Source organism: Bacillus sp. 05T21 (genome assembly GCF_056396785.1).
Genome location: NZ_JBFTMD010000002.1, coordinates 174073 through 193992, shown reverse-complemented (window position 1 = coordinate 193992; position 19920 = coordinate 174073). Strand labels below are relative to the sequence as shown.

Genomic DNA, 19920 nt, shown 5'->3' with positions numbered 1-19920 from the left:
AAAAGGCCAAGCATACACTTGTACAAAAAGTGCCAAAAGGACGTGGGGGGAAATATGAGACGAATTTGTATAATAATTACGCTAATTATAATGTACGCAAGCGTTATGCCAATTCCTGCATATGCAAAAATGAACGGTGGTGTCAGTGCTCGTAACGCAGTCTTAATGGAACAACAATCCGGTCGTGTGCTATATGGGAAATTAGAACATGAGCCACAAAAAATTGCTAGTATAACAAAAATTATGACAGCATTGTTAGCTGCTGAATCAGGAAAAATGAAAGAATTAGTATCGGTTAGTAATGAAGCGGTACGAGTAGAAGGATCGGCAATTTATTTAAAACCTGGACAAAAAGTTAAGTTAGAAGATTTAGTTTACGGATTAATGCTTAGATCTGGTAATGATGCAGCACAAGTAATTGCTGAAAATGTGGGAGGGAGTATAGAAGGATTTGTATATTTAATGAATCAAAAGGCGAAAGAAATCGGAATGAAAGATACGCATTTCTCAAACCCGCATGGCTTGGATGGGGATGGATCGCATTATTCGTCGGCTTATGACATGGCATTATTAACGAAATATGCAATGGGGAACGAGACCTTTAAGAAAATTTTTGGAACAAAAACGTATAAATCAGATTCTTGGGATTATCCGTGGAAAAATAAACATAAGCTTGTGACATCTTATTATGAATTTGCAACAGGGGGAAAGACAGGTTTTACGAAGAAAGCAGGACGGACGCTTGTCACAACAGCTTCAAAAGATGGACTAGATTTAATTGTCGTAACTTTGAGTGCTTCTAGTGACTGGGATGATCATATGAATTTGTTTGATAAAGGCTTTGAACGCTATAAGCAAGCGAAAGTTTTAGGACAAGGCGCACTCGCTGAAATAAATGAAAAGAAATATGCCAATCATGTTTATACGAAAAATAGTTTTTCTGTACCTTTAACTGAAGAGGAAAGAAAGAGCGTGTTATTGAAAGTTGAGCTCGATAAAAGTGCAAAACTTACGGATGGAGTAAAGATTGGGAAGACAGAAATTTATGTAGGGAACGAGAAAGTTGGAGAACGAAATTTGTTTTACAGTAAACGAAAGTTAGTAGCTACAACGGGAATGTATTGGAATAACGTAAAAGAAATCTTCTCTTACATGATAGGTGTTGGGATAGATGGTTAATCTCGTATGGGCAGCGATGGCAGTTATAGGGATTGTGTATGCCATGATAAATGGAACGATGGAAGAAGTGACCAAAGCAGTGTTTGAAGGGTCAAAAGATGCTGTAACGATTTGTATTGGACTTATTAGTGTTTTAGTATTTTGGCTCGGTTTAATGAAAATTGCTGAGGAAGCTGGATTGTTAAAGAAGTTAGTATCACTTTTTATGCCGATAGTAAAAAGATTATTTCCAGAAATACCGAAGGATCACCCGTCAATGGGATTCATTTTATCAAATATGATGGCGAACTTTTTTGGGTTAGGTAATGCAGCAACACCTTTAGGTATTAAAGCAATGGAACAACTGAAAGAGTTAAATGGTGGAAAGGATTCAGCAAGTCGTTCTATGGTGACGTTTCTAGCATTAAATACTTCAGCGATTACATTAATTCCGACTACTGTCATTTCGATTCGAATGACTTATGAATCAGCAAACCCTACTGAAATCGTTGGCGTAACATTTATAGCACAAGTGTTATCGATGATTGGAGCGATTTGGATTGACCGCTATTTTTACCGGAGAAGGAGTAGAAAGGGGCGGAAAAAATGAGTATTGTAAATACAATTTCATTATGGGTAATTCCTTGTGTAATTGGTTTTATCCTTTTGTATGGCACGATAAAGAAAGTTCCAACGTACGAATCGTTCGTTGAGGGCGGAAAAGAAGGGATTCAAATTGCGGTTTCCATTTTGCCGTTTATGGTTGGAATGCTTGTATCTATTTCTATTTTCAGGGCATCAGGTGCTCTAGATGCGATGATATCGGTAATGAAGCCGATGTTAGACCTTATTCATGTACCAGCCGAAATCGTTCCACTTGCACTTATACGTCCGATTTCGGGATCTGCTGGTTTAAGTATTACGACCGACTTAATCGCTACATATGGGCCAGACTCGTTTATTGGTAGGTTAGCTTCAACGATGCAAGGTAGCACAGATACGACTTTTTATATATTAACAGTATACTTTGGGGCTGTCGGTATTAGAAAAATGGGAGATGCATTAAAGGTAGGACTTTTTGCAGATTTAATCGGAATTATTTGTTCGATTGTGTTTGTTTCCCTATTGTTTCGGTAATGCTATTCATTTTTTGCGCTATTTCGCTTATAATACGTATACGACCACTATTAACGTGTAGTTTAATAGTGGTTTTTTTATGCGGTATTTTTGACAAAATGGTGAACTTTTATCGTGGACAACATGAAAAAGTGTAAATAATAATAAAGGGTGAAAACGTGATATAGCCTTTATACGTTTATTATCATTGCTATGTTGTTAAAGGTAGGCGAAGTAAATGGCATAAAGCTTAGGCGGTTGCCAAGTCTTTCTAATGTAAGGTAAGATAAATTTGAGGTGAAAAAAAGAAATGGAACGATTACAAAAAGTGATTGCGCAAGCAGGTATTGCATCGAGAAGAAAGGCTGAGGAATTAATTCAGCAAGGGAAAGTGAAAGTTAATGGGAAAATAGTGAAGGAGTTAGGAACAAAAGTAACTCCTCAAGATAAAGTGGAAGTAAATAACATCCCTCTTGAAAAAGAAGAACCTGTTTATTTTTTACTATATAAACCAACTGGTGTAATTTCAAGTGTATCAGATGATAAAGGAAGAAATGTTGTAACAGACTTTTTCCCTGAAATTAGACAACGTTTATTCCCAATAGGACGCTTAGATTATGATACGTCTGGCGTATTATTGATGACAAATGATGGTGAATTTGCAAATGTATTAATGCATCCGAGATATAAGGTTGAAAAAACGTATGTTGCGAAAATTAAAGGGCCATTAACAGGTGATAAAATTCGCATGTTAGAACGAGGTGTTGTATTAGAAGATGGGAAAACAGCACCAGCACAAGTGAAAATTATTTCTTGGGACAAGCGTAAAGAGATGGCGATTGTACAATTAACGATTCATGAAGGACGTAACCGTCAAGTACGCCGCATGTTTGAAGCGTTAGATTGTAAAGTAATGAAATTAAAACGTGAACGTTATGCCTTTTTAGAAGTGGGTAGCTTGCGTCCTGGTGATGCAAGAGAATTAACACCACATGAGGTGAAACAATTACGTGCATTGGCTTCTACAAAGCCTCGCTAATCTATATTGTGAAACTTTCACCAGTGGAATGCTCCGCTGGTGATTTATTAAAAAATACATATATTTATCACTCGTCGAAGAGAGGGGAGACAACATGAAAAAAAATCGCTTATTATTTCGTGTTATCATTTTGCTCATTTTAAGCGGTGCGGTAGGGTTTACGCTATATCAAGGATTTTTTACTGATAAAGAGAAAATGCAAATTGGAAAAGAAGCACCTAACTTTGTTGTAACTGATTTAGAAGGAAAGAATATTGAATTAAAAGATTTAAAGGGAAAAGGTGTATTTTTAAATTTTTGGGGAACTTGGTGTAAACCTTGTGAAAAAGAAATGCCTTATATGAATGAGTTATATCCGAAATATAAAGAAAAAGGCGTTGAAATTATTGCCTTAGATGCAGATGAAACGGATATCGCAGTGAAGAACTTTGTGAAACAATATGATTTGAAATTCCCAGTTGCAATTGATAAAGGGCAAAAGATCATAGGTACATATGGAGTGGGACCATTACCAACAACCTTTTTAATTGATAAAGAAGGAAAAGTAGTAGAGCAAATTATAGGTGAGCAAACGAAGGAACAATTGGAAGAGTACTTAAAGAAAATCACTCCATAATTAAGAAAGCCTTTACATAAGAGGTGCTTACGTATAGCGCCTTCGCTTTAAAAATTCTGAGTATTGCGGTAACTCTAAGCTGGAATATACAATAGTACATATAGATAAAAGGGCGGTGAGAGCTTTGAAAGAAATTAAGTGTGAATGTGGACATGTTAATCCGATAGGAACCATTTTTTGTGAAGCATGTGGGAAACCATTTGAAAGTAATGAAAATATAAAATTATTGGATATGAGATATGAGGGGAGTGCTCGGAGATCTCTCACACATACAAAAACGATAGTCGATAAAATTTGGAGTTTTTTCTCTTCTGTAAAAGTAGGTGTATGGTTAATCGTAATAACTTTAGCTGCATCGGCAATAGGAACTATCTTTCCCCAAGAAATGTACATAACTCCAGGAATCGAACCAGCTGAATATTATAAGACCGAGTATGGATTTTTAGGACAATTATACTATCAATTAGGATTTAATAATTTATATGGATCATGGTGGTACATGATTTTAATTGCTTCTATTGGTATTTCACTTGTTATATGTAGTTTAGACCGTGTCATTCCTCTTTATAAAGCTTTAAAAAAACAAGGGGTGAAAAGACACCCAAGTTTTTTGAAAAGACAGAGAGTGCACGGGACTGGTACGCCGCATGAAGGTGACTTAGAACGAGTTCAAATTAATTTAAAGAAACGTAATTATAATGTGAAAGTGGAAGACGGGAACGTTTTAGCGGAAAAGGGACGTTTTTCACGTTGGGGTCCATATGTAAACCATATTGGTCTTATTATCTTTCTATTCGGTGCAATGCTACGTTTTTTACCGAGTATGTATGTAGATGAAGCACTTTGGTTACGTGACGGTGAAACGAAAGAAATACCAGGAACAGAAGGTCAATACTATTTGAAAAACGAAAAGTTTATCAAGGAAGTTTATGATAAGAGTAAGGATAAAGAAGTTTTTGATGAAGCAATTGATCGTGTTGGTGATAAAATGATTGCGAAAAACTTCCAAACAAATGCTGTATTATATAAAGCGGTAGGAGAAAATATAGCGGGTCAAAAACCAAAATTAGAAAAGGTAAAAGAAGCTGAAATTCGAGTGAATGAGCCACTGAAATTTGATCAATTTGCTGTTTATCAAGTGGATTACAAAGAAAGTGAATTTAAAAGCATGTCTTTCCATTTGCAAAACAAAGAAAATAATCAAAAGTTGGGACCGATTAAAGTAGATTTAGCGAATCCTACAGAAAAATATGATTTAGGAAATGGGTATTCTCTAGAACTATTAAGCTATTTTCCTGATTTTTATTTTGATGAGAATGGAAGGCCGAATACGAAAACAAAATTACCGAATAATCCTGCATTCGTCTTTAAAATGTTTACCCCGGAAACACCAGATGGTGAAGTTAGTTTCGTCGGTATTCAGCAAAACATAGAGCCTGACGGGAATAATAAATATAAAATGTCATTTGCAGGTGTGGAAATGCAAAATGCAACAGCTCTTACAGTAAGAAAAGATTTGACGCTTTGGATTCTCGGGATTGGAGGATTTATATTTATGGTTGGTGTGATTCAAGGTATGTATTGGAACCATCGCCGTATTTGGATACAACGTGTTAATGATGAATGGTGRGTTGCAGGCCATACGAATAAAAATTGGTTCGGCTTAAAGAAAGATATTGAAAGAGTACTAGAAGGAACAGCGATTCCACAACCACACGATAAAATGAATGAAAAAAATTAGTTAAGGTGGGGAAACGATATGGTACAAATAAGTAGTAATTTTCTGTTCGCGGCGTTTATCTTATATTTAATTGCAACTTTATTTTTTGGAGGAGCAATTAAAGAAAAAGGTAACAAGTGGGCAAATATAGGTATAACTATAACAATTTTAGGATTTATTGCACAAATAGTATATTTTGTTACAAGATGGATCGCATCAGGACATGCACCGGTTAGTAACTTTTTTGAATTTGGTACATTTTTTGGCATGATGCTTGTGGGAGCTTTTATCATTATGTACTTTGTATATAGTGTAAGTATTATTGGTTTATTTGCTTTACCGGTAGCTCTTTTATTAATCGCTTATGCAAGTATGTTCCCGAGAGAAATTTCGCCGCTTATCCCATCTTTAAAGAGTAATTGGCTACATATTCATGTAACGACAGCGGCAGCGGGACAAGCAATATTAGCAATTAGTTTTATTACAGGCATAATGTATTTACTGAAAAATGTAGATCAATCAACAAGAAGTAAGCGTACATTTTGGTTAGAGACAGTAGTTTTCACACTTGTTTGTACAGTTGGGTTTATTGGAATAACAACGGTATTTTCTAGTATGAAATACGAAGCGAAGTTTCAATGGATTGATAAAAATGAACAACAAGTTGAAATGAAGTATAATCTCCCTGCTTTAGTTGGACCGCATGAAGGGAAGTTAATGACAGAAAATAAATTAGAACCGGCGGTTGAAGTTCCAGCGATTGTAAATGCGAAAAAGTTAAATACTGTTATTTGGTCAGTGTTAGTCGGAACGCTACTTTATATTGTATTAAGACTTGTTTTACGTAAGCGAGTGTCAGCGGCACTTCAGCCGTTAGTAAAGAATACGAATAGTGATTTATTAGATGAAATCGGATATCGTTCTATTGCGATAGGCTTCCCGGTGTTTACATTAGGAGCATTAATCTTTGCAATGATCTGGGCTCAAATCGCTTGGACGCGCTTTTGGGGTTGGGATCCAAAAGAAGTTTGGGCGCTTATTACTTGGCTCTTTTATGCTGCGGTATTACATTTACGTTTATCTAAAGGATGGCATGGAGAAAAATCCGCCTGGCTTGCAGTGATTGGTTTTGCAATCATTATGTTTAACTTTATTGTAGTAAACTTAATTATCGCGGGTTTACATTCATATGCATAGAGAACTAAAATAGGAGAGTGTATGTCACTTTCCTATTTTATTTTTGTCAAATTTTCTTCTTTTTTGAGAAAAACATGACAAAGTAGCGGTTGATTCTGTAAAATGATGTCGAGGACCAAATATACTGTTCAAAAAAAATACATAGTTTTGGAAAAAAAATGAACAAACTTTATTATTCTTGTGAAGCATAATATGGGAAGTGGAACGTTAAAAAATGCTTAATTAAACGAGGATAGGTGCAACATTATATTGTAGAAGGGTAGGTGTAAACCGTTGTGGTAAAAGTACGCAGCGGGTAGAAATGGAAAATGAATCAAGAATTTTAATTGTAGACGATGAGGATCGTATTCGTCGTTTATTAAAGATGTATTTAGAAAGAGAGCAATACACAATTGAAGAAGCGGATAATGGTGATACAGCTTTAGAAATGGCGTTACAAAATGATTATGATTTAATCCTACTGGATATTATGATGCCTGGTAAAGATGGTATCGAAGTGTGTAAAGGGATTCGTGAGAAGAAAGCGACGCCAATTATTATGCTGACAGCAAAAGGTGAAGAAGTAAATAGGGTACAAGGGTTTGAAGTTGGAACTGATGATTATATTGTAAAGCCGTTTAGCCCGCGTGAAGTAGTACTTCGTGTGAAAGCGGTATTACGCCGTGCTGTACCAACGACATTCTTTACACAAGATACAACGACGAAAGATGTTACTGTTTTCCCTCATTTAACAATTGATAATGATGCGCACCGCGTTACAGCGGATGGTAATGAAGTAAACTTAACACCGAAAGAATATGAATTACTATTATTCTTAGCGAAATCCCCGGATAAAGTTTTTGACCGTGAGCAATTGTTAAAAGAAGTATGGCAATATGAGTTCTTCGGAGATTTACGTACAGTTGATACGCATGTAAAGCGTTTACGTGAAAAGTTAAGTAAACAATCACCAGATGCAGCGAAGATGATTGTTACCGTTTGGGGCGTAGGTTACAAGTTTGAGGTTGTGAACGACTGATGCTTTGGAGAAGTGTAGTAGGGAAGTTATGGATGACCATATTACTTCTCGTTTCGTTTGTTCTTGGATTTGTTGCGATTTTACTTTCACAGTTTTTTAGAACATATTATGTTGATATGAGTGAAGCTAGGCTTCAAAAAGTTGCAACTAGTGTTTCAGAGTTAATTGAAGAAGGTGCCGATGTAAAAACGATTGAGAATATCGCGTACAAATTCTCTGATCCACTTTCAAGAATCATTATTGTAGAAGATGGTAAGGAGATTTCCTCTTCTCCGAAACAAGAAGGGTTAGTTACTCTAACAATAGATAATTTAAAAGAAGATAAAGAATTAGCGGCTGTATTTAAAGACAAAAAAGAAATTAAAAATAACATTAGAAAAGCTTCTAATAGTAGGAAGAATAAAAATACTGAAAATGATATTATGATCGTCGGGAAACCAGTACAGTCAAAAAATCAAAGTGCAGTGTTTGTATATGAATCATTGCAAGTTCCAATACAAGGTATGGAGAGAACGACTGATTTTATTTTCTTATCAGCCGGGATTGCGATTATTTTAACAACTTTCTTTGCATTTTTCTTATCTACTCGAATTACGGCACCGCTTCGTAAAATGCGTGAGGTTGCATTTGAGGTAGCGCGCGGGAAATTTGATACGAAAGCCCCTATGGTGTCGCAGGACGAAATTGGTGAGCTTGCAACTGCTTTAAATCAAATGGGGAAACAGTTGAAGTTTAATATGAATGCCCTGCAGCAAGAAAAAGAGCAGTTAGCTAGCATTTTGAGTAGTATGGCAGATGGTGTTATTACGTTAAATCAAGAAGGTGAAGTCGTTGTTATCAACCCACCGGCAGAAAACTTCTTACAAGTTTGGCAAGAAGAAAAAGAAGTAGAGTTAATTAAAAAACTGCCTTCTGAACTTGTTGAACTATTCCATCTCGTTGTAGAAAGTGAGCAACAACAAGTTGTTGAAATTAATTTGCAAAAAGGTAACTACGTAGTTCTTATGACACCGCTTTACAATCAAACAAAAATTCGTGGAGCTGTAGCAGTATTGCGAGATATGACGGAGGAGCGTCGTCTTGAGAAAATGCGTCAAGACTTTATTGCGAATGTATCACATGAACTTCGTACACCGATGGTAATGCTTCAAGGATATAGTGAAGCAATTTTAGATGATATTGTGCAAACGAAAGAAGAAATTAATGAGTTTGTTCAAATTATTTATGATGAATCTGTTCGTTTAGGTAAACTTGTAAATGAGTTATTAGATTTAGCCCGTATGGAAAGTGGACATGTAGAGTTACATATAGGTGAAGTAGATATTCATCCATTTGTCGAAAAAATTGGCCGTAAATTCCAGGGGATTGCAAAGGATAAAGAAGTCCAATTAACAGTGGATTTCCAAAGTCCAATTGCACAATATCCGTTTGATGCAGACCGTATGGAACAGGTACTGACGAATTTAATTGATAATGCAATCCGTCATACAAATGCAGGTGGACATGTTACACTTGTAATTAATACGAAAAATAGTGGCCTTACTTTCGAAGTGCAAGATTCAGGTGTTGGTATTCCAGAAGAAGATATTCCGTTCTTGTTCGATCGATTCTATAAAGCTGATAAAGCGAGAACTCGCGGGAAAAAAATTGGAACAGGACTCGGGCTTGCGATTGCTAAAAATATTGTTCAAGGTCATGAAGGGAAGATTTTTGTATCAAGTGTCGTTGGAGAAGGAACTACATTCTCTGTATATTTACCAAATCGTATAATTTAGATATATATGTTTTTAAAAAGTTGATCATGAATAAAAGCTTTACTGTTTTTTATTTTTTTGTAAGTGCAATTAAATAAAGAATGGTAGAGTTTTTTTCTTTAATAATCAGAATGAAAATAAAAAGAGAGGTGTCATAATGAAATGAAACTTTATACAAAAACAGGTGATAAAGGGGAAACGAGTGTCATAGGTGGCCGAGTGGATAAAGATCATATACGTGTAGAAGCTTATGGAACAATTGATGAGGCGAATTCTCATATCGGATATGCCATGTCTAAATTACAAGAGGAATGTTTTCGTAACATTTATAACGAACTTGAAAATATTCAACATGAACTATTTGATTGTGGAGGGGATTTAGCAATAGTAGAGAAGAAAATCCCTTATAAAGTAACGATAGAGATGGTCGAGTATTTAGAGAGTCGAATTGATTCGTATACAGAAGGAGCGCCGCCTTTAGAGCGTTTTATTTTACCAGGCGGTAGCGAGATATCGGCTGCACTACACATTGCACGTACAGTTATAAGAAGAGCAGAACGTTGTATAGTGTCATTGCAAAAAGAAGGAGAAACCAATGAAATTGTTCTAAAGTATGTAAATAGGTTATCTGATTATTTATTTGCGCTTGCTAGAGTAATAAATGCGCGTTTACAAGTGAAAGATGTGGAATATAACCGCAGTGCACTTGTTTTTCGTAATAAAGAAGAGAAGGAAGTGGAGTAATACACTTTCTTTTTTTTGTATACTTTTTTCTGTAATATCCCACAATAGAGAAGGTATGACGGTTATTAGAAAACGGAGGATGTATATGAAAGCGTTAAAATGTGGCGTGGTGATATTGAGTGTATTATTTTTATCTCAATTACATGTTTACGCTGAAGGGAATCAGTGGATATGGCCTGTTGATGGGCAGATAAGTGATTATTTTGGGACAAGACATGGGAAACACTATGGTATTGATATAGCTGCGCCAATTGGAACGCCTGTTGCAGCTATTCAAAATGGTAAGGTGACAAAGTCTTATTTTTCAAGTAGTTATGGAAATGTTGTGTTTATTAAACATGGAGAATATGAGGCTGTTTATGCGCATTTAAATAAGAGATATGTAGTTCAAGGTGATAACATTTCAAAAGGAGAGCTAATTGGAGAGGTAGGGAATACAGGAGAATCGCGAGGAGCGCATTTACATTTAGAAGTGCATCAAGGGAGATGGACGATGGAGAAAAGGAATGCGATGAATCCGTTGCTTGTTTTAAATGAACAAAAAAATCAAGTTGTGTCATCATCACTATATATTGTACAAAAAGGTGATACTTTAGTGGGTATTGCCCGGAAATTTAGTATGACAGTTGAGGAAATTAAAGTGAGGAATGGATTGCGACAAGAGCAAATCTATCCGAACCAACAACTATACGTCAAGTAAAGGCAACGTCCCAAAAGCATAACTTTTGAATAAATTTATTTTCTTCTTATTTAAGATTGCGATAGTAAATGAAATTATATCGACATTTCGACAAGAAATGTCGACTAATAATAAAATGCGACAGTAAGAGCAACCTATCCTTAACGAAAAACCGTCCCAAAAGATCTTTTGGGACGGCTTCTTTTACCAAAAAATAAAGACACATATAAATCCAGTAATAGCTAAGTAGCTATATAAGTAAAAGACTTTTGTTCTTGTTTTTTCTTTTGTCCGAAATAGTACGATAGTTGGTTCGATTAGACCAATTGTAAGACAAAGTAAACCAAGAAGCATAAAGCCAATTGAAAGAGAATACAGGGCGATTTGTGGTGCTTGAAATGGAATCATCCATTTTAATAAAAATGCAATAAGTGCAGTGTAACAAATGCTACCGATGTATTTATTCAATGGTGTATCAGAACGGAAGCCAGGAAGTTTCTTGGAAAACGGACGGGAAACAACTTCCGTTTGTAAAGATGTATGTTCTTCAATTATTTTTTGAGCTTCTTTTCCTTTTTGGAAAAGGGATAAAATCCAGTTTCGCTCACCTTGGAAAATAAATTGAGAAGTTGTTAAATAGTGATCAACTTTTACCTTATTCCAACTCTTCCATGGATGACGCTCACACAATTTTAATTTACTTTCTGTTTTTTTATCATACTGATAAATACTTATGCCATCTTGGTCAAAAGTAGCGTAGTATGTCTCTCTTGAGAATGTGCCTAGATCAATTGGACAGTAGAAAAGTAATTCTTTTTTCAAATAAAAGTATTCTTTTCTTAAGTTCTTTTTCATTGCTTCTCGAATAGAGTGTCTTTTATCTTTCTTCATGACATTTCCTCCATAACTCAGAAAATGTTCTTATCTTAACAATTCAACATCTTATCACTTTTGACGACATATGACTAGGGGGATTCATAGGAGAAATACCGAATTATAAAAAATATGGGTTGTATTGTAAAATATAGTGATCGTTTCTTTAATTATATAAAATTAATAACTTATTTTTAGTAAGTTACATTTTTTTTGTTCACAATACGATCATGTTGTTGTATAATGAAGTGGAAAATAGAATATCGGTCTATCTTCGGGGCAGGGTGAAAATCCCGACCGGCGGTGATGAACAGTTAATAATTTCGTTCTAAGCCCGCGAGCCGTTAAGGCAGGATTTGGTGTGATTCCAAAGCCGACAGTACAGTCTGGATGGGAGAAGATGGAGGTTCAAGCGTTCAAAAAAGATAAGTATTTGAACGTCTGTTTGATGTGCCTTAAAATTCTCCCTTTGTGTAAATCACAAAGGGTTTTTTCGTTCTATGAAAAATAGGCATAGCAGAACCTTTCCACTTTCCATGAGAAGATCGATGGAAAAGGAGAGAGAAAGATGAAACAAAAAAACAGTGTAGTGCAGATGGTGAGTGTAGCGATGCTAAGTAGTATTGCGTATTTACTAATGATGTTGGATTTTCCATTCCCAGGGCTTCCGCCATTTTTAAAAATTGATTTTAGTGATGTGCCAGCTTTAATTGCGGCAATAATTTTTAGTCCAATTGCAGGTGTAATTGTAGAAGCGATAAAAAATATTTTGCATTACGGAATTCAAGGAAGTTTAACGGGAGTACCAGTAGGAGAAGTAGCAAACTTTATAGCGGGATGTTTATTTATTGGTCCAGCAGCATTCTTATTCCGAAAGTATCGCACAGTAAAAAGTTTAACGACAGGATTAATGTTAGGTACAATTACTATGACAGTTATTATGAGTGTGTTAAACTACTTTATTATTTTACCAGCGTACACTTGGTTTTTAAATTCACCAGCTATGTCTAGTGATATTATGCGACAAACTATTGTAACGGCGATATTACCGTTTAATGTAATTAAAGGAATTGTTGTAACAATTGTATTTGTAGCATTATTTTCACGCTTGAAAGTATGGGTATTTGCAAAAATGAAAAATGCTTAAAAATATTAAACCATTGGCAGCGTAACTGCTAATGGTTTTTTTGTTAGTGAGAATGAAAAAGAGTGCAAAAAATCCCCCTCATACTTATGAGGGGGATTTTTTGAAGTTAATAAAAGACTATTCGAATTTTAAAGAGTCGCCATCAAATGATTCGTCAGCAACTTTAATTGAGTCAGTTGGACAACCTTCGAATGCATCCATCATATCTTCAATTAATACATCTGGAATTTCAACGATACCTTGGTTATCGTCTAATGTTACAAATGCAATGCCTTCATCATCATAGTCATAAATGTCTGGTGCAGCAGCACCACAAGCACCGCATGCAATACAAGTATCTTTGTCAACGATTGTATATTTTGCCATATTTTTTCCCTCCTGATAATATGTATGTGAAAAGTTCGCCAAAAAATTATAATCTTATTGTAAAACGGTTTTTAAAACTTTTCAACATAAAATTATAATGATAATGCTTATCAATTAGAGTGTCAACTTATTTTTGAAGTATTTCATAAGATTTTCAAAATACTTAAATGTTATTTCGTTTGATACAATAGAATATATAAAAGCATGTAGTGTGAATATGATAAGTTGAATGAATAGCAGTTAATGTGCAATCGTATTGAAAAAGGAATGAAGTTAGACTGAGAGGTGGAAGCGGTAATGCAGCTACAATATACTTTATTATATTGTTTAAAACAATTGAATGGTGAAAGAACCGTTTCTTCAATTTATTATTTACTAAAAGGAAAGAGATCGTCGCAAACATTACAAGATGGGAATATGTTTCAAATTTCTTTTTTGTTTGGGATTTATAAGTCATTAAATAGAGCTGATTATGATCAAGAAGTTGCAAAGTTGTTACAAACGGATTTAGTTCAAGGTATACATGATAATACATATGTGTTAACGACTGCTGGTAACGTGCAATTAAACAAATGGGAAGGTGACTTTGCCTTTCCCACATATTTAAATGGTTTACACTATGGTGAAATAGGTGAAACGTTTTGGAAGAGATTATCATTGATCGTTCAAACCATTTCGAATTTACAACAGGCGAATACGAAATTTATTCCAATTCAACAGGATACAGAAATAATGATGTGGGTGAAACGTTTTCTCACTGGAATACCGTATATGAGAAGTGAATTGGCTAAAAGATTATGGAAGGAAATGCATACTCTTTTACAAAAAAATAATCCAGTAGAGGCGACGATCGTAATATATCGGTTAACTGGGTATAAACGTATTGGGTGTACTTTACAACAATTAGCGGAAATTACGAAACAAGATATATTTCGAGTGTATTTTTTATTTTGGGGTACAATTCATTTCCTTATTCAAGAAGTTCGCAATAAAGAAAACGAGTTTCCATTATTAGCTGAAATTATATCGTATCCAAATGAGAAAGCTGATTTATTTAGTTTATCAACGAAAAAAACATATAATCTTTGGAGACAAGGACGCTCTTTAGAAGAAATAGCAACAATTCGGAATTTGAAGGTTGCCACGATAGAAGACCATTTTGTAGAAATTGCTTTACGAGAAAAAGAATTTTCTATTGAAATGTTTATGGAAAAAGAAAAAATGGAAAAAGTAACAAAAGTAATTGAGGCATTACAAACACGTAAATTGCGTGTGTTGAAGCAAGCGGTTGGAGAGGAAATCTCTTATTTTGAAGTACGTCTTGTATTGGCACGGATGGAGGGTATAAATGAAGCTTGAGGAATATTTATATAAGTGGTTTGGATATTCTGAATTTCGTCCGGGGCAAAAAGGAGTTATTACGGACTTATTGGAAGGAAAAGATGTTGTAGCAATGCTTCCGACTGGAAGGGGAAAGTCAATGTGTTATCAACTTCCGGGGCTTCTGCAAGAGGGTACGGTGCTTGTTGTATCACCATTATTATCTTTAATGGAAGACCAAGTTACGCAATTAAAGTATGTCGTGAAAAATCGAGTTATTGCATTGAATAGTTTTCGGACGTTAATTGAAAAAAGAGAAGCAATGAAAAAGCTATCTTTTTATAAATTTGTTTTCGTATCACCAGAGATGTTGCAGTCGGAACTTCTAATAAGAGAATTGAAAAAAATTCATATTTCATTATTTGTCGTAGATGAAGCGCATTGTATTTCACAATGGGGCTATGATTTTCGGCCAGATTATAAAAAATTAGATAAAGTAATTGAGAGTATCGGATCTCCGACAGTACTAGCATTAACAGCAACTGCGACAAAGGATGTACTGCGAGATATAGCGGAAAGTTTAAATCTAAAAAATATTGCTGAGCATGTGTACTCAATTGATCGTCCAAATATTGCGATGGAAGTGCAATTTGTGGAAACAATAGAAGAAAAAAAAGAGGCGCTTTTTGAGCATGTAATGTATTTGCAAGGGCCTGGTATTGTTTATTGTTCAAGTAGGGCCTGGACAGAGCGTTTAACCGAGTATTTAAGAGGAAAAGGAATTACAGGTGTAGCTTTTTATCATGGTGGTATGGAACATGAAGAGCGTATGTTAATTCAACAACAGTTTATGAATGACCAGTTGCAAATTGTAATATGTACAAGTGCTTTTGGGATGGGGGTAAATAAGGCGAATACAAGATATATTATTCATTTTCAATATCCGACAAATGTAGCTTCCTATTTACAAGAAATTGGAAGAGCGGGAAGAGATGGAGAATTGAGTATAGCCATTTTATTATGTAGTCCATTGGATCACGATTTGCCAATTTCAATCATTGAAGATGAATTACCAAGTAAATCGCAAATACAATTTTTATTTTCGTTACTACAAGAAAGAATGTTTCAAACGAAAGTATTACCATTAGAAGATGTAGAAGAAATTTGTTATAATGCAGCAAGATTTAATGAACAGTATTGGCGCTTTACACGTTATCATCTCGAACATCTTGGAATCATACAACAGCGAACTCTCATGCTAGAGAGCTTGTCAGATGAAATAATGCACAGATTAATAGCGGAAGTGGAAGTGAGAATACGTAATAAATATAGTGAGCTAGAAAATATGAAGTCATGGATACAAGTTCAAGGATGTAGACGTGAATATTTATTACAACAATTCGGTTATAGAAAAGAAAAAGAGATAGAAAACTGTTGTGATTACTGTGGTATTACAAAAACGGATTATAAAAAAAGACGAGCGCAACAGTTAGTTTTCGACTATAATTGGGAAACAGAGTTACAAAAGCTTTTCGGCCTAGGAAAGATGGAGGAATGATGAACATTCAAAGGCATAATGTTGAAGATATGAGTCCGAGAGAAATAAGACTGAATCTCTACATAACACAACTAATCATTATTGGTATCGGTTGTTTACTAGCATATATATTATTTCAAGATAAAAGAGAAGTTTACAGTTTATGGAAATGGGAACCGGTTTCTATACTTTTAATAGGTAGCTTGTTAGCGATTTGTATTGTGTTATTAGATTATGTTGCAATGCGAGTGTTTCCAGAATCTTGGTTTGATGATGGTGGCATTAACGATAGAATGTTTCAAGGGATTTCTGTCATGCATTTACTCGTTATCACGTTTATTATTGGTTTTGCGGAAGAGTTTTTATTTAGAGGGGTAGTGCAGACTCATTTCGGAATTGTAATAGCGAGTTTAATTTTTGCTGTGTTACATATTCGGTATATAACGAAGCCTTTTTTGTTTTGTTTCGTCTGCTTTATTAGTTTTGTTTTTGGTTATGTATTCGAGTGGACAGGAAATTTGTTTATAACAATCTTTGCACACTTTCTTGTTGATTTTATAATGGGGCTCCAATTAAGAAAATAAATGGAAGGTGGTGGTGAACAACATGAGAAAACGAATTCCTGATTTTGAAGAGGAGTTAGAAGTTGAGCAAGTGGAAGAAGATGAAAGTTTACCGCCGCGTAGTGAAATTCATAGAAATAAAGAGAACAAACCAAAGTTTAAAATGAATCACATTTTCGTCCGAGTGTTAACATTTTTGTTCATATTGTTACCTATTAGTATCCTATGGTATACGGATAAATATATACAGGTAAAAAGTGATAGTAATAATGCTGAGAAAAGTGCGTTTGAAGTAATTTTCTTTGATTCCGCTAAGACTGAATCAAAGAAGCAGTCTGAGAAAGTAGCAACTCATGTTGTGAAAGATGGAGAAACTTTAGAAAGTATAGCGAAGCAATATTTCTCAGATGAAGATGGGATAGAAATAATAAAAAAGTATAATGATTTACAAGAAGACGAAGTGAAGGTAGGACAAGAATTGAAAATTCCTATAAAAGATAAGTCCACGAAGTATGAGAGCTAGCTAAATGAGTGATATATAGCTCCACATAAAATTAAGGACTATACTTTACGAGGAGGGAGAGTAAAAAATATATGTCATGGATTATATTATTATGTACTCTCATATGCATTGGTTTTGTATGTCTTCTTGGAATGTATAAAGAAGCGATGCGTAATACAGTGTTGGAACATACTTTAGTATTCGAAGAATTTCCGGAAAGTTTTCAAAAAGTTAAAGTTTTTTTTATTTCGGATATTCATAGAAGGATCATTTCTAGCTCGCTAATTGAACGAGTGAAAGGAAAAGCAGATATCGTAATTATTGGCGGTGATTTAGCTGAAAAAGGAGTACCTTTATCGCAAATCTCTTTAAATATTCAAAAGTTAAGAGAAATAGCCCCTGTATATTTTGTATGGGGAAATAATGACTATGAAATTGAATATCACGAATTAGATGCTTTATTAATAGAAAATAATGTGAAGGTATTAGATAATACAAGAGTTGTATTTGAGTCTGAATTAGGAGAGAAAATTTGCTTACTCGGTATCGATGATGTTGGATTAGAACGAGATCGTTTAGATTTAGCGTTGTCTGATTGTAAAGAAGAAGGTTTTCGCATTTTAATTAGTCACAACCCAGATATAATAAAGAAAATGTCTGGTAATGAACAAATTTCGCTCGTATTAAGTGGACATACACATGGAGGCCAGATTCGGTTGCTTCCATCTGAAAAGTATTTAAAGGGTGGCGTATATAAGCATTCTAATACGACTCTCTTTGTTAGCAATGGGTATGGAACAACATTGTTCCCTCTTCGTTTTCGGGCACCTTCCCAAACACATATCATTACGTTATGCGGAGGGAAATAATGCCGAATTCAAATGGAAAATATAATATAAAAGCTGTCTCAAATATACTCGGAATTCAACCGAGTACACTTCGCGCATGGGAAAGACGCTATCATATTATTGCCCCAAAGAGAAATCGTGCGGGGCATCGTTTATATACAGAAGAGCATATTCATATTTTGAAATGGTTAATGAACAAAGTTTCTGAGGGGATGATGATTGGACAAGCAGTTCAGTTATTAGAAGGGAATCGGTTGCAGAACAACGTTCAAAAAGAAAAAATTACTGATACAGAAGTTGTTTTAGTGGACGATATACTACAAGCTTTGTTAGAATTTGATGAAATTACAATTTCTGCATTATTAAACGAGGTTTTTAGTATATATTCAACGGAAAAGGTTGTTGCAAGCATCATTCTTCAAGTGGCAAACAAGTTGTTAACTTTAAAAAGTAATAATGAGATTACAATGTCGCAATTCAAATATGTTGTATCATTCTTACAAACACGTTTAGGAATGATCTATCATAATGCGTCGGTGTATTCTTCCGTTAACAAAGTTTTCGTCTTAGAAAATAATATATTAAAAGGATTTATTTTCGCGACGTATTTACGACTAAAAGGATATCAAACAATGTATATGGGGACAAGTTTAGATGAAGAAGGTATTTTACTAGCTATTGAACAATTACAACCTAAATATTTGTTTATATCTTTTGATGATGAACGAGAACTTGAAGAGGCAGTAGAATTTATTGACTTGTTACAAGAAAAAAATGAAAACATCTCTGGTGGTTTTATAGGAAGAAAAGGTATTGGAGATCAATTAAATCTTCAAAATATCCTAATTGGTAACACGAAAGAAGAATGGGATGGATGGTTAAAGATGTCGGAATAGTCGTTCGAAAAGAACCATCTATTTTCTATTTCATATAATAAAAATTAGATGCAATGGTTACGTAGGGAGGGTATGAGATGAGACTGGAACGTTTAAATTATAATAAGATTAAAATTTTCCTAACATTTGATGATTTATCTGAACGAGGATTAACGAAAGAAGATTTGTGGAGAAATGCACCGAAAGTACAGCAACTATTCCGTGATATGATGCAAGAAGCAAATACAGAATTAGGGTTTGAAGCGGATGGACCGATTGCTGTTGAAGTATTTTCTCTACAAGCTCAAGGTATGGTTGTAATTGTAACAAAAGAAAATCACGAAGTGGACACAGAAGATGAGTTCCGTGACGAGTTTATTGAAATGCAAGTGACTCTTGATGAAAGTGAACATATACTTTACGAGTTTGCTACATTAGATGATGTAATCAATTTGTCAAATCGCTTATATAACCTTGGTGTAACTGATGGGAAGTTGTATACGTGGGATGATCGTTTTTATCTTTGGATAGAAGAAGAAGAGCAATTTCAATTATTGAAGGCGGATTTTATAGCTATTTTAGCGGAGTACGGTAATCCGTCAACAGCAACAATTTACCGCGTAATGGAATATGGTAAAGAATTAATGGATTCTCAAGCGATTGAACAAATATACAATTACTTTGTGAAAAAACAAAACCTCAGCTAATGTAACGTAGCTTGAGGTTTTATTTTTATTCAGCTGAAAATCTAAAATCTATAAAACGAAGTGTAGGTAACAAGACTAGCCGATCTGTATGTTAAAATGTAATCAGTATTTCTTGATGAAATAATTGTTTTATCGAATGTA

General features: G+C 34.7%; 21 protein-coding genes and 1 riboswitch. Of the genes, 19 read left to right on the top strand and 2 right to left on the bottom strand.

All coding sequences use genetic code 11. The features are described from left to right. The first annotated feature begins 54 nt into the window (after positions 1-54). From AC1DKZ_RS05905 to AC1DKZ_RS05855, 11 genes are all read left to right on the top strand, one after another. Positions 55-1179: a D-alanyl-D-alanine carboxypeptidase family protein gene (locus tag AC1DKZ_RS05905; protein WP_113937035.1), complete on the top strand. Its 1125-nt coding sequence runs from the start codon at positions 55-57 to the stop codon at positions 1177-1179. Continuing rightward, entirely contained in the window at positions 1172-1768 is a 597-nt protein-coding gene (gene spmA / locus AC1DKZ_RS05900; protein WP_002086662.1) for a spore maturation protein SpmA, read from the top strand. Before AC1DKZ_RS05905 ends, spmA begins: the two co-directional genes overlap by 8 nt. Continuing rightward, positions 1765-2295, top strand: coding sequence for a spore maturation protein SpmB (gene spmB, locus AC1DKZ_RS05895; RefSeq protein WP_002201161.1), 531 nt, complete (start codon positions 1765-1767; stop codon positions 2293-2295). Before spmA ends, spmB begins: the two co-directional genes overlap by 4 nt. A gap of 289 nt (positions 2296-2584) precedes the next feature. After that, positions 2585-3313, top strand: a complete 729-nt coding sequence (rluB, locus tag AC1DKZ_RS05890; RefSeq protein WP_476995788.1) for a 23S rRNA pseudouridine(2605) synthase RluB — start codon at positions 2585-2587, stop codon at positions 3311-3313. 94 nt (positions 3314-3407) lie between these two features. Continuing rightward, positions 3408-3929, top strand: coding sequence for a thiol-disulfide oxidoreductase ResA (gene resA / locus AC1DKZ_RS05885; protein ID WP_002064495.1), 522 nt, complete (start codon positions 3408-3410; stop codon positions 3927-3929). A 124-nt stretch (positions 3930-4053) separates the two neighbouring features. After that, the gene (gene resB / locus AC1DKZ_RS05880; protein WP_476995787.1) at positions 4054-5670 is read left to right on the top strand and encodes a cytochrome c biogenesis protein ResB; all 1617 of its coding nucleotides are present in this window, start codon (positions 4054-4056) and stop codon (positions 5668-5670) included. An 18-nt stretch (positions 5671-5688) separates the two neighbouring features. Then, positions 5689-6846, top strand: coding sequence for a cytochrome c biogenesis protein ResC (gene resC, locus AC1DKZ_RS05875; protein ID WP_476995786.1), 1158 nt, complete (start codon positions 5689-5691; stop codon positions 6844-6846). Positions 6847-7147: 301 nt separating this feature from the next. Beyond that, complete coding sequence (gene resD / locus AC1DKZ_RS05870; RefSeq protein WP_002011758.1) at positions 7148-7864, top strand: DNA-binding response regulator ResD; 717 nt, start codon at positions 7148-7150, stop codon at positions 7862-7864. Continuing rightward, positions 7864-9639, top strand: coding sequence for a sensor histidine kinase ResE (resE, locus tag AC1DKZ_RS05865; protein ID WP_219301817.1), 1776 nt, complete (start codon positions 7864-7866; stop codon positions 9637-9639). Before resD ends, resE begins: the two co-directional genes overlap by 1 nt. Before the next feature lie 141 nt (positions 9640-9780). Then, positions 9781-10362 (top strand): cob(I)yrinic acid a,c-diamide adenosyltransferase, encoded by a 582-nt coding sequence (locus AC1DKZ_RS05860; RefSeq protein ID WP_476995785.1) that lies wholly within the window; start codon positions 9781-9783, stop codon positions 10360-10362. Between the two features lie 85 nt (positions 10363-10447). Further along, positions 10448-11062, top strand: a complete 615-nt coding sequence (locus tag AC1DKZ_RS05855) for a peptidoglycan DD-metalloendopeptidase family protein (protein WP_002141020.1) — start codon at positions 10448-10450, stop codon at positions 11060-11062. Positions 11063-11245: 183 nt separating this feature from the next. Here the strand turns inward: AC1DKZ_RS05855 and AC1DKZ_RS05850 are convergent, their stop codons facing one another. Then, complete coding sequence (locus AC1DKZ_RS05850; RefSeq protein WP_002011767.1) at positions 11246-11932, bottom strand: hypothetical protein; 687 nt, start codon at positions 11930-11932, stop codon at positions 11246-11248. A gap of 248 nt (positions 11933-12180) precedes the next feature. Further along, positions 12181-12320: riboswitch (FMN riboswitch) on the top strand. A gap of 162 nt (positions 12321-12482) precedes the next feature. On the opposite strand from AC1DKZ_RS05850, the gene AC1DKZ_RS05845 reads away from it, so the two are divergent. Next, positions 12483-13061, top strand: coding sequence for an ECF transporter S component (locus AC1DKZ_RS05845; protein ID WP_002011769.1), 579 nt, complete (start codon positions 12483-12485; stop codon positions 13059-13061). A gap of 117 nt (positions 13062-13178) precedes the next feature. Here the strand turns inward: AC1DKZ_RS05845 and AC1DKZ_RS05840 are convergent, their stop codons facing one another. Then, the gene (locus tag AC1DKZ_RS05840; protein WP_001151994.1) at positions 13179-13427 is read right to left on the bottom strand and encodes a ferredoxin; all 249 of its coding nucleotides are present in this window, start codon (positions 13425-13427) and stop codon (positions 13179-13181) included. Between the two features lie 297 nt (positions 13428-13724). Here AC1DKZ_RS05840 and AC1DKZ_RS05835 point away from each other — a divergent pair, with 297 nt between their 5' ends. From AC1DKZ_RS05835 to AC1DKZ_RS05805, 7 genes are all read left to right on the top strand, one after another. After that, positions 13725-14786 carry a YpbB family protein gene (locus AC1DKZ_RS05835; RefSeq protein ID WP_002086645.1) on the top strand — a complete coding sequence of 354 codons (1062 nt, stop codon included), beginning with the start codon at positions 13725-13727 and terminating at the stop codon, positions 14784-14786. Further along, the gene (locus tag AC1DKZ_RS05830; RefSeq protein ID WP_476995784.1) at positions 14776-16305 is read left to right on the top strand and encodes a RecQ family ATP-dependent DNA helicase; all 1530 of its coding nucleotides are present in this window, start codon (positions 14776-14778) and stop codon (positions 16303-16305) included. Before AC1DKZ_RS05835 ends, AC1DKZ_RS05830 begins: the two co-directional genes overlap by 11 nt. Then, positions 16305-16868 carry a CPBP family intramembrane glutamic endopeptidase gene (locus AC1DKZ_RS05825; RefSeq protein WP_002064506.1) on the top strand — a complete coding sequence of 188 codons (564 nt, stop codon included), beginning with the start codon at positions 16305-16307 and terminating at the stop codon, positions 16866-16868. The genes AC1DKZ_RS05830 and AC1DKZ_RS05825 overlap by 1 nt, the downstream gene beginning before the upstream one ends. A 22-nt stretch (positions 16869-16890) precedes the next feature. Then, positions 16891-17370, top strand: coding sequence for a LysM peptidoglycan-binding domain-containing protein (locus AC1DKZ_RS05820; RefSeq protein ID WP_002030746.1), 480 nt, complete (start codon positions 16891-16893; stop codon positions 17368-17370). Positions 17371-17441: 71 nt separating this feature from the next. Further along, positions 17442-18218: a metallophosphoesterase gene (locus AC1DKZ_RS05815; protein WP_113937040.1), complete on the top strand. Its 777-nt coding sequence runs from the start codon at positions 17442-17444 to the stop codon at positions 18216-18218. Next, a complete protein-coding gene (locus tag AC1DKZ_RS05810; RefSeq protein WP_002166076.1) occupies positions 18218-19093 on the top strand; it encodes a MerR family transcriptional regulator in 876 nt (291 codons plus the stop codon). The genes AC1DKZ_RS05815 and AC1DKZ_RS05810 overlap by 1 nt, the downstream gene beginning before the upstream one ends. Positions 19094-19170: 77 nt before the next feature. After that, a complete protein-coding gene (locus tag AC1DKZ_RS05805; RefSeq protein ID WP_002011786.1) occupies positions 19171-19779 on the top strand; it encodes a genetic competence negative regulator in 609 nt (202 codons plus the stop codon). Positions 19780-19920: the final 141 nt, after the last annotated feature.

Bases quoted from the DNA above. Each gene is read 5' to 3' on its own strand.
- resC (WP_476995786.1), top strand. From the start codon at position 5,689: ATGGTACAAATAAGTAGTAATTTTCTGTTCGCGGCGTTTATCTTATAT.
- AC1DKZ_RS05825 (WP_002064506.1), top strand. From the start codon at position 16,305: ATGAACATTCAAAGGCATAATGTTGAAGATATGAGTCCGAGAGAAATA.
- AC1DKZ_RS05810 (WP_002166076.1), top strand. From the start codon at position 18,218: ATGCCGAATTCAAATGGAAAATATAATATAAAAGCTGTCTCAAATATA.
- resA (WP_002064495.1), top strand. From the start codon at position 3,408: ATGAAAAAAAATCGCTTATTATTTCGTGTTATCATTTTGCTCATTTTA.
- AC1DKZ_RS05840 (WP_001151994.1), bottom strand. From the start codon at position 13,427: ATGGCAAAATATACAATCGTTGACAAAGATACTTGTATTGCATGCGGT.
- spmA (WP_002086662.1), top strand. From the start codon at position 1,172: ATGGTTAATCTCGTATGGGCAGCGATGGCAGTTATAGGGATTGTGTAT.
- AC1DKZ_RS05815 (WP_113937040.1), top strand. From the start codon at position 17,442: ATGTCATGGATTATATTATTATGTACTCTCATATGCATTGGTTTTGTA.
- AC1DKZ_RS05860 (WP_476995785.1), top strand. From the start codon at position 9,781: ATGAAACTTTATACAAAAACAGGTGATAAAGGGGAAACGAGTGTCATA.
- AC1DKZ_RS05835 (WP_002086645.1), top strand. From the start codon at position 13,725: ATGCAGCTACAATATACTTTATTATATTGTTTAAAACAATTGAATGGT.
- rluB (WP_476995788.1), top strand. From the start codon at position 2,585: ATGGAACGATTACAAAAAGTGATTGCGCAAGCAGGTATTGCATCGAGA.
- AC1DKZ_RS05855 (WP_002141020.1), top strand. From the start codon at position 10,448: ATGAAAGCGTTAAAATGTGGCGTGGTGATATTGAGTGTATTATTTTTA.
- AC1DKZ_RS05820 (WP_002030746.1), top strand. From the start codon at position 16,891: ATGAGAAAACGAATTCCTGATTTTGAAGAGGAGTTAGAAGTTGAGCAA.
- AC1DKZ_RS05905 (WP_113937035.1), top strand. From the start codon at position 55: ATGAGACGAATTTGTATAATAATTACGCTAATTATAATGTACGCAAGC.
- AC1DKZ_RS05850 (WP_002011767.1), bottom strand. From the start codon at position 11,932: ATGAAGAAAGATAAAAGACACTCTATTCGAGAAGCAATGAAAAAGAAC.
- spmB (WP_002201161.1), top strand. From the start codon at position 1,765: ATGAGTATTGTAAATACAATTTCATTATGGGTAATTCCTTGTGTAATT.
- resE (WP_219301817.1), top strand. From the start codon at position 7,864: ATGCTTTGGAGAAGTGTAGTAGGGAAGTTATGGATGACCATATTACTT.
- AC1DKZ_RS05845 (WP_002011769.1), top strand. From the start codon at position 12,483: ATGAAACAAAAAAACAGTGTAGTGCAGATGGTGAGTGTAGCGATGCTA.
- AC1DKZ_RS05805 (WP_002011786.1), top strand. From the start codon at position 19,171: ATGAGACTGGAACGTTTAAATTATAATAAGATTAAAATTTTCCTAACA.
- AC1DKZ_RS05830 (WP_476995784.1), top strand. From the start codon at position 14,776: ATGAAGCTTGAGGAATATTTATATAAGTGGTTTGGATATTCTGAATTT.
- resD (WP_002011758.1), top strand. From the start codon at position 7,148: ATGGAAAATGAATCAAGAATTTTAATTGTAGACGATGAGGATCGTATT.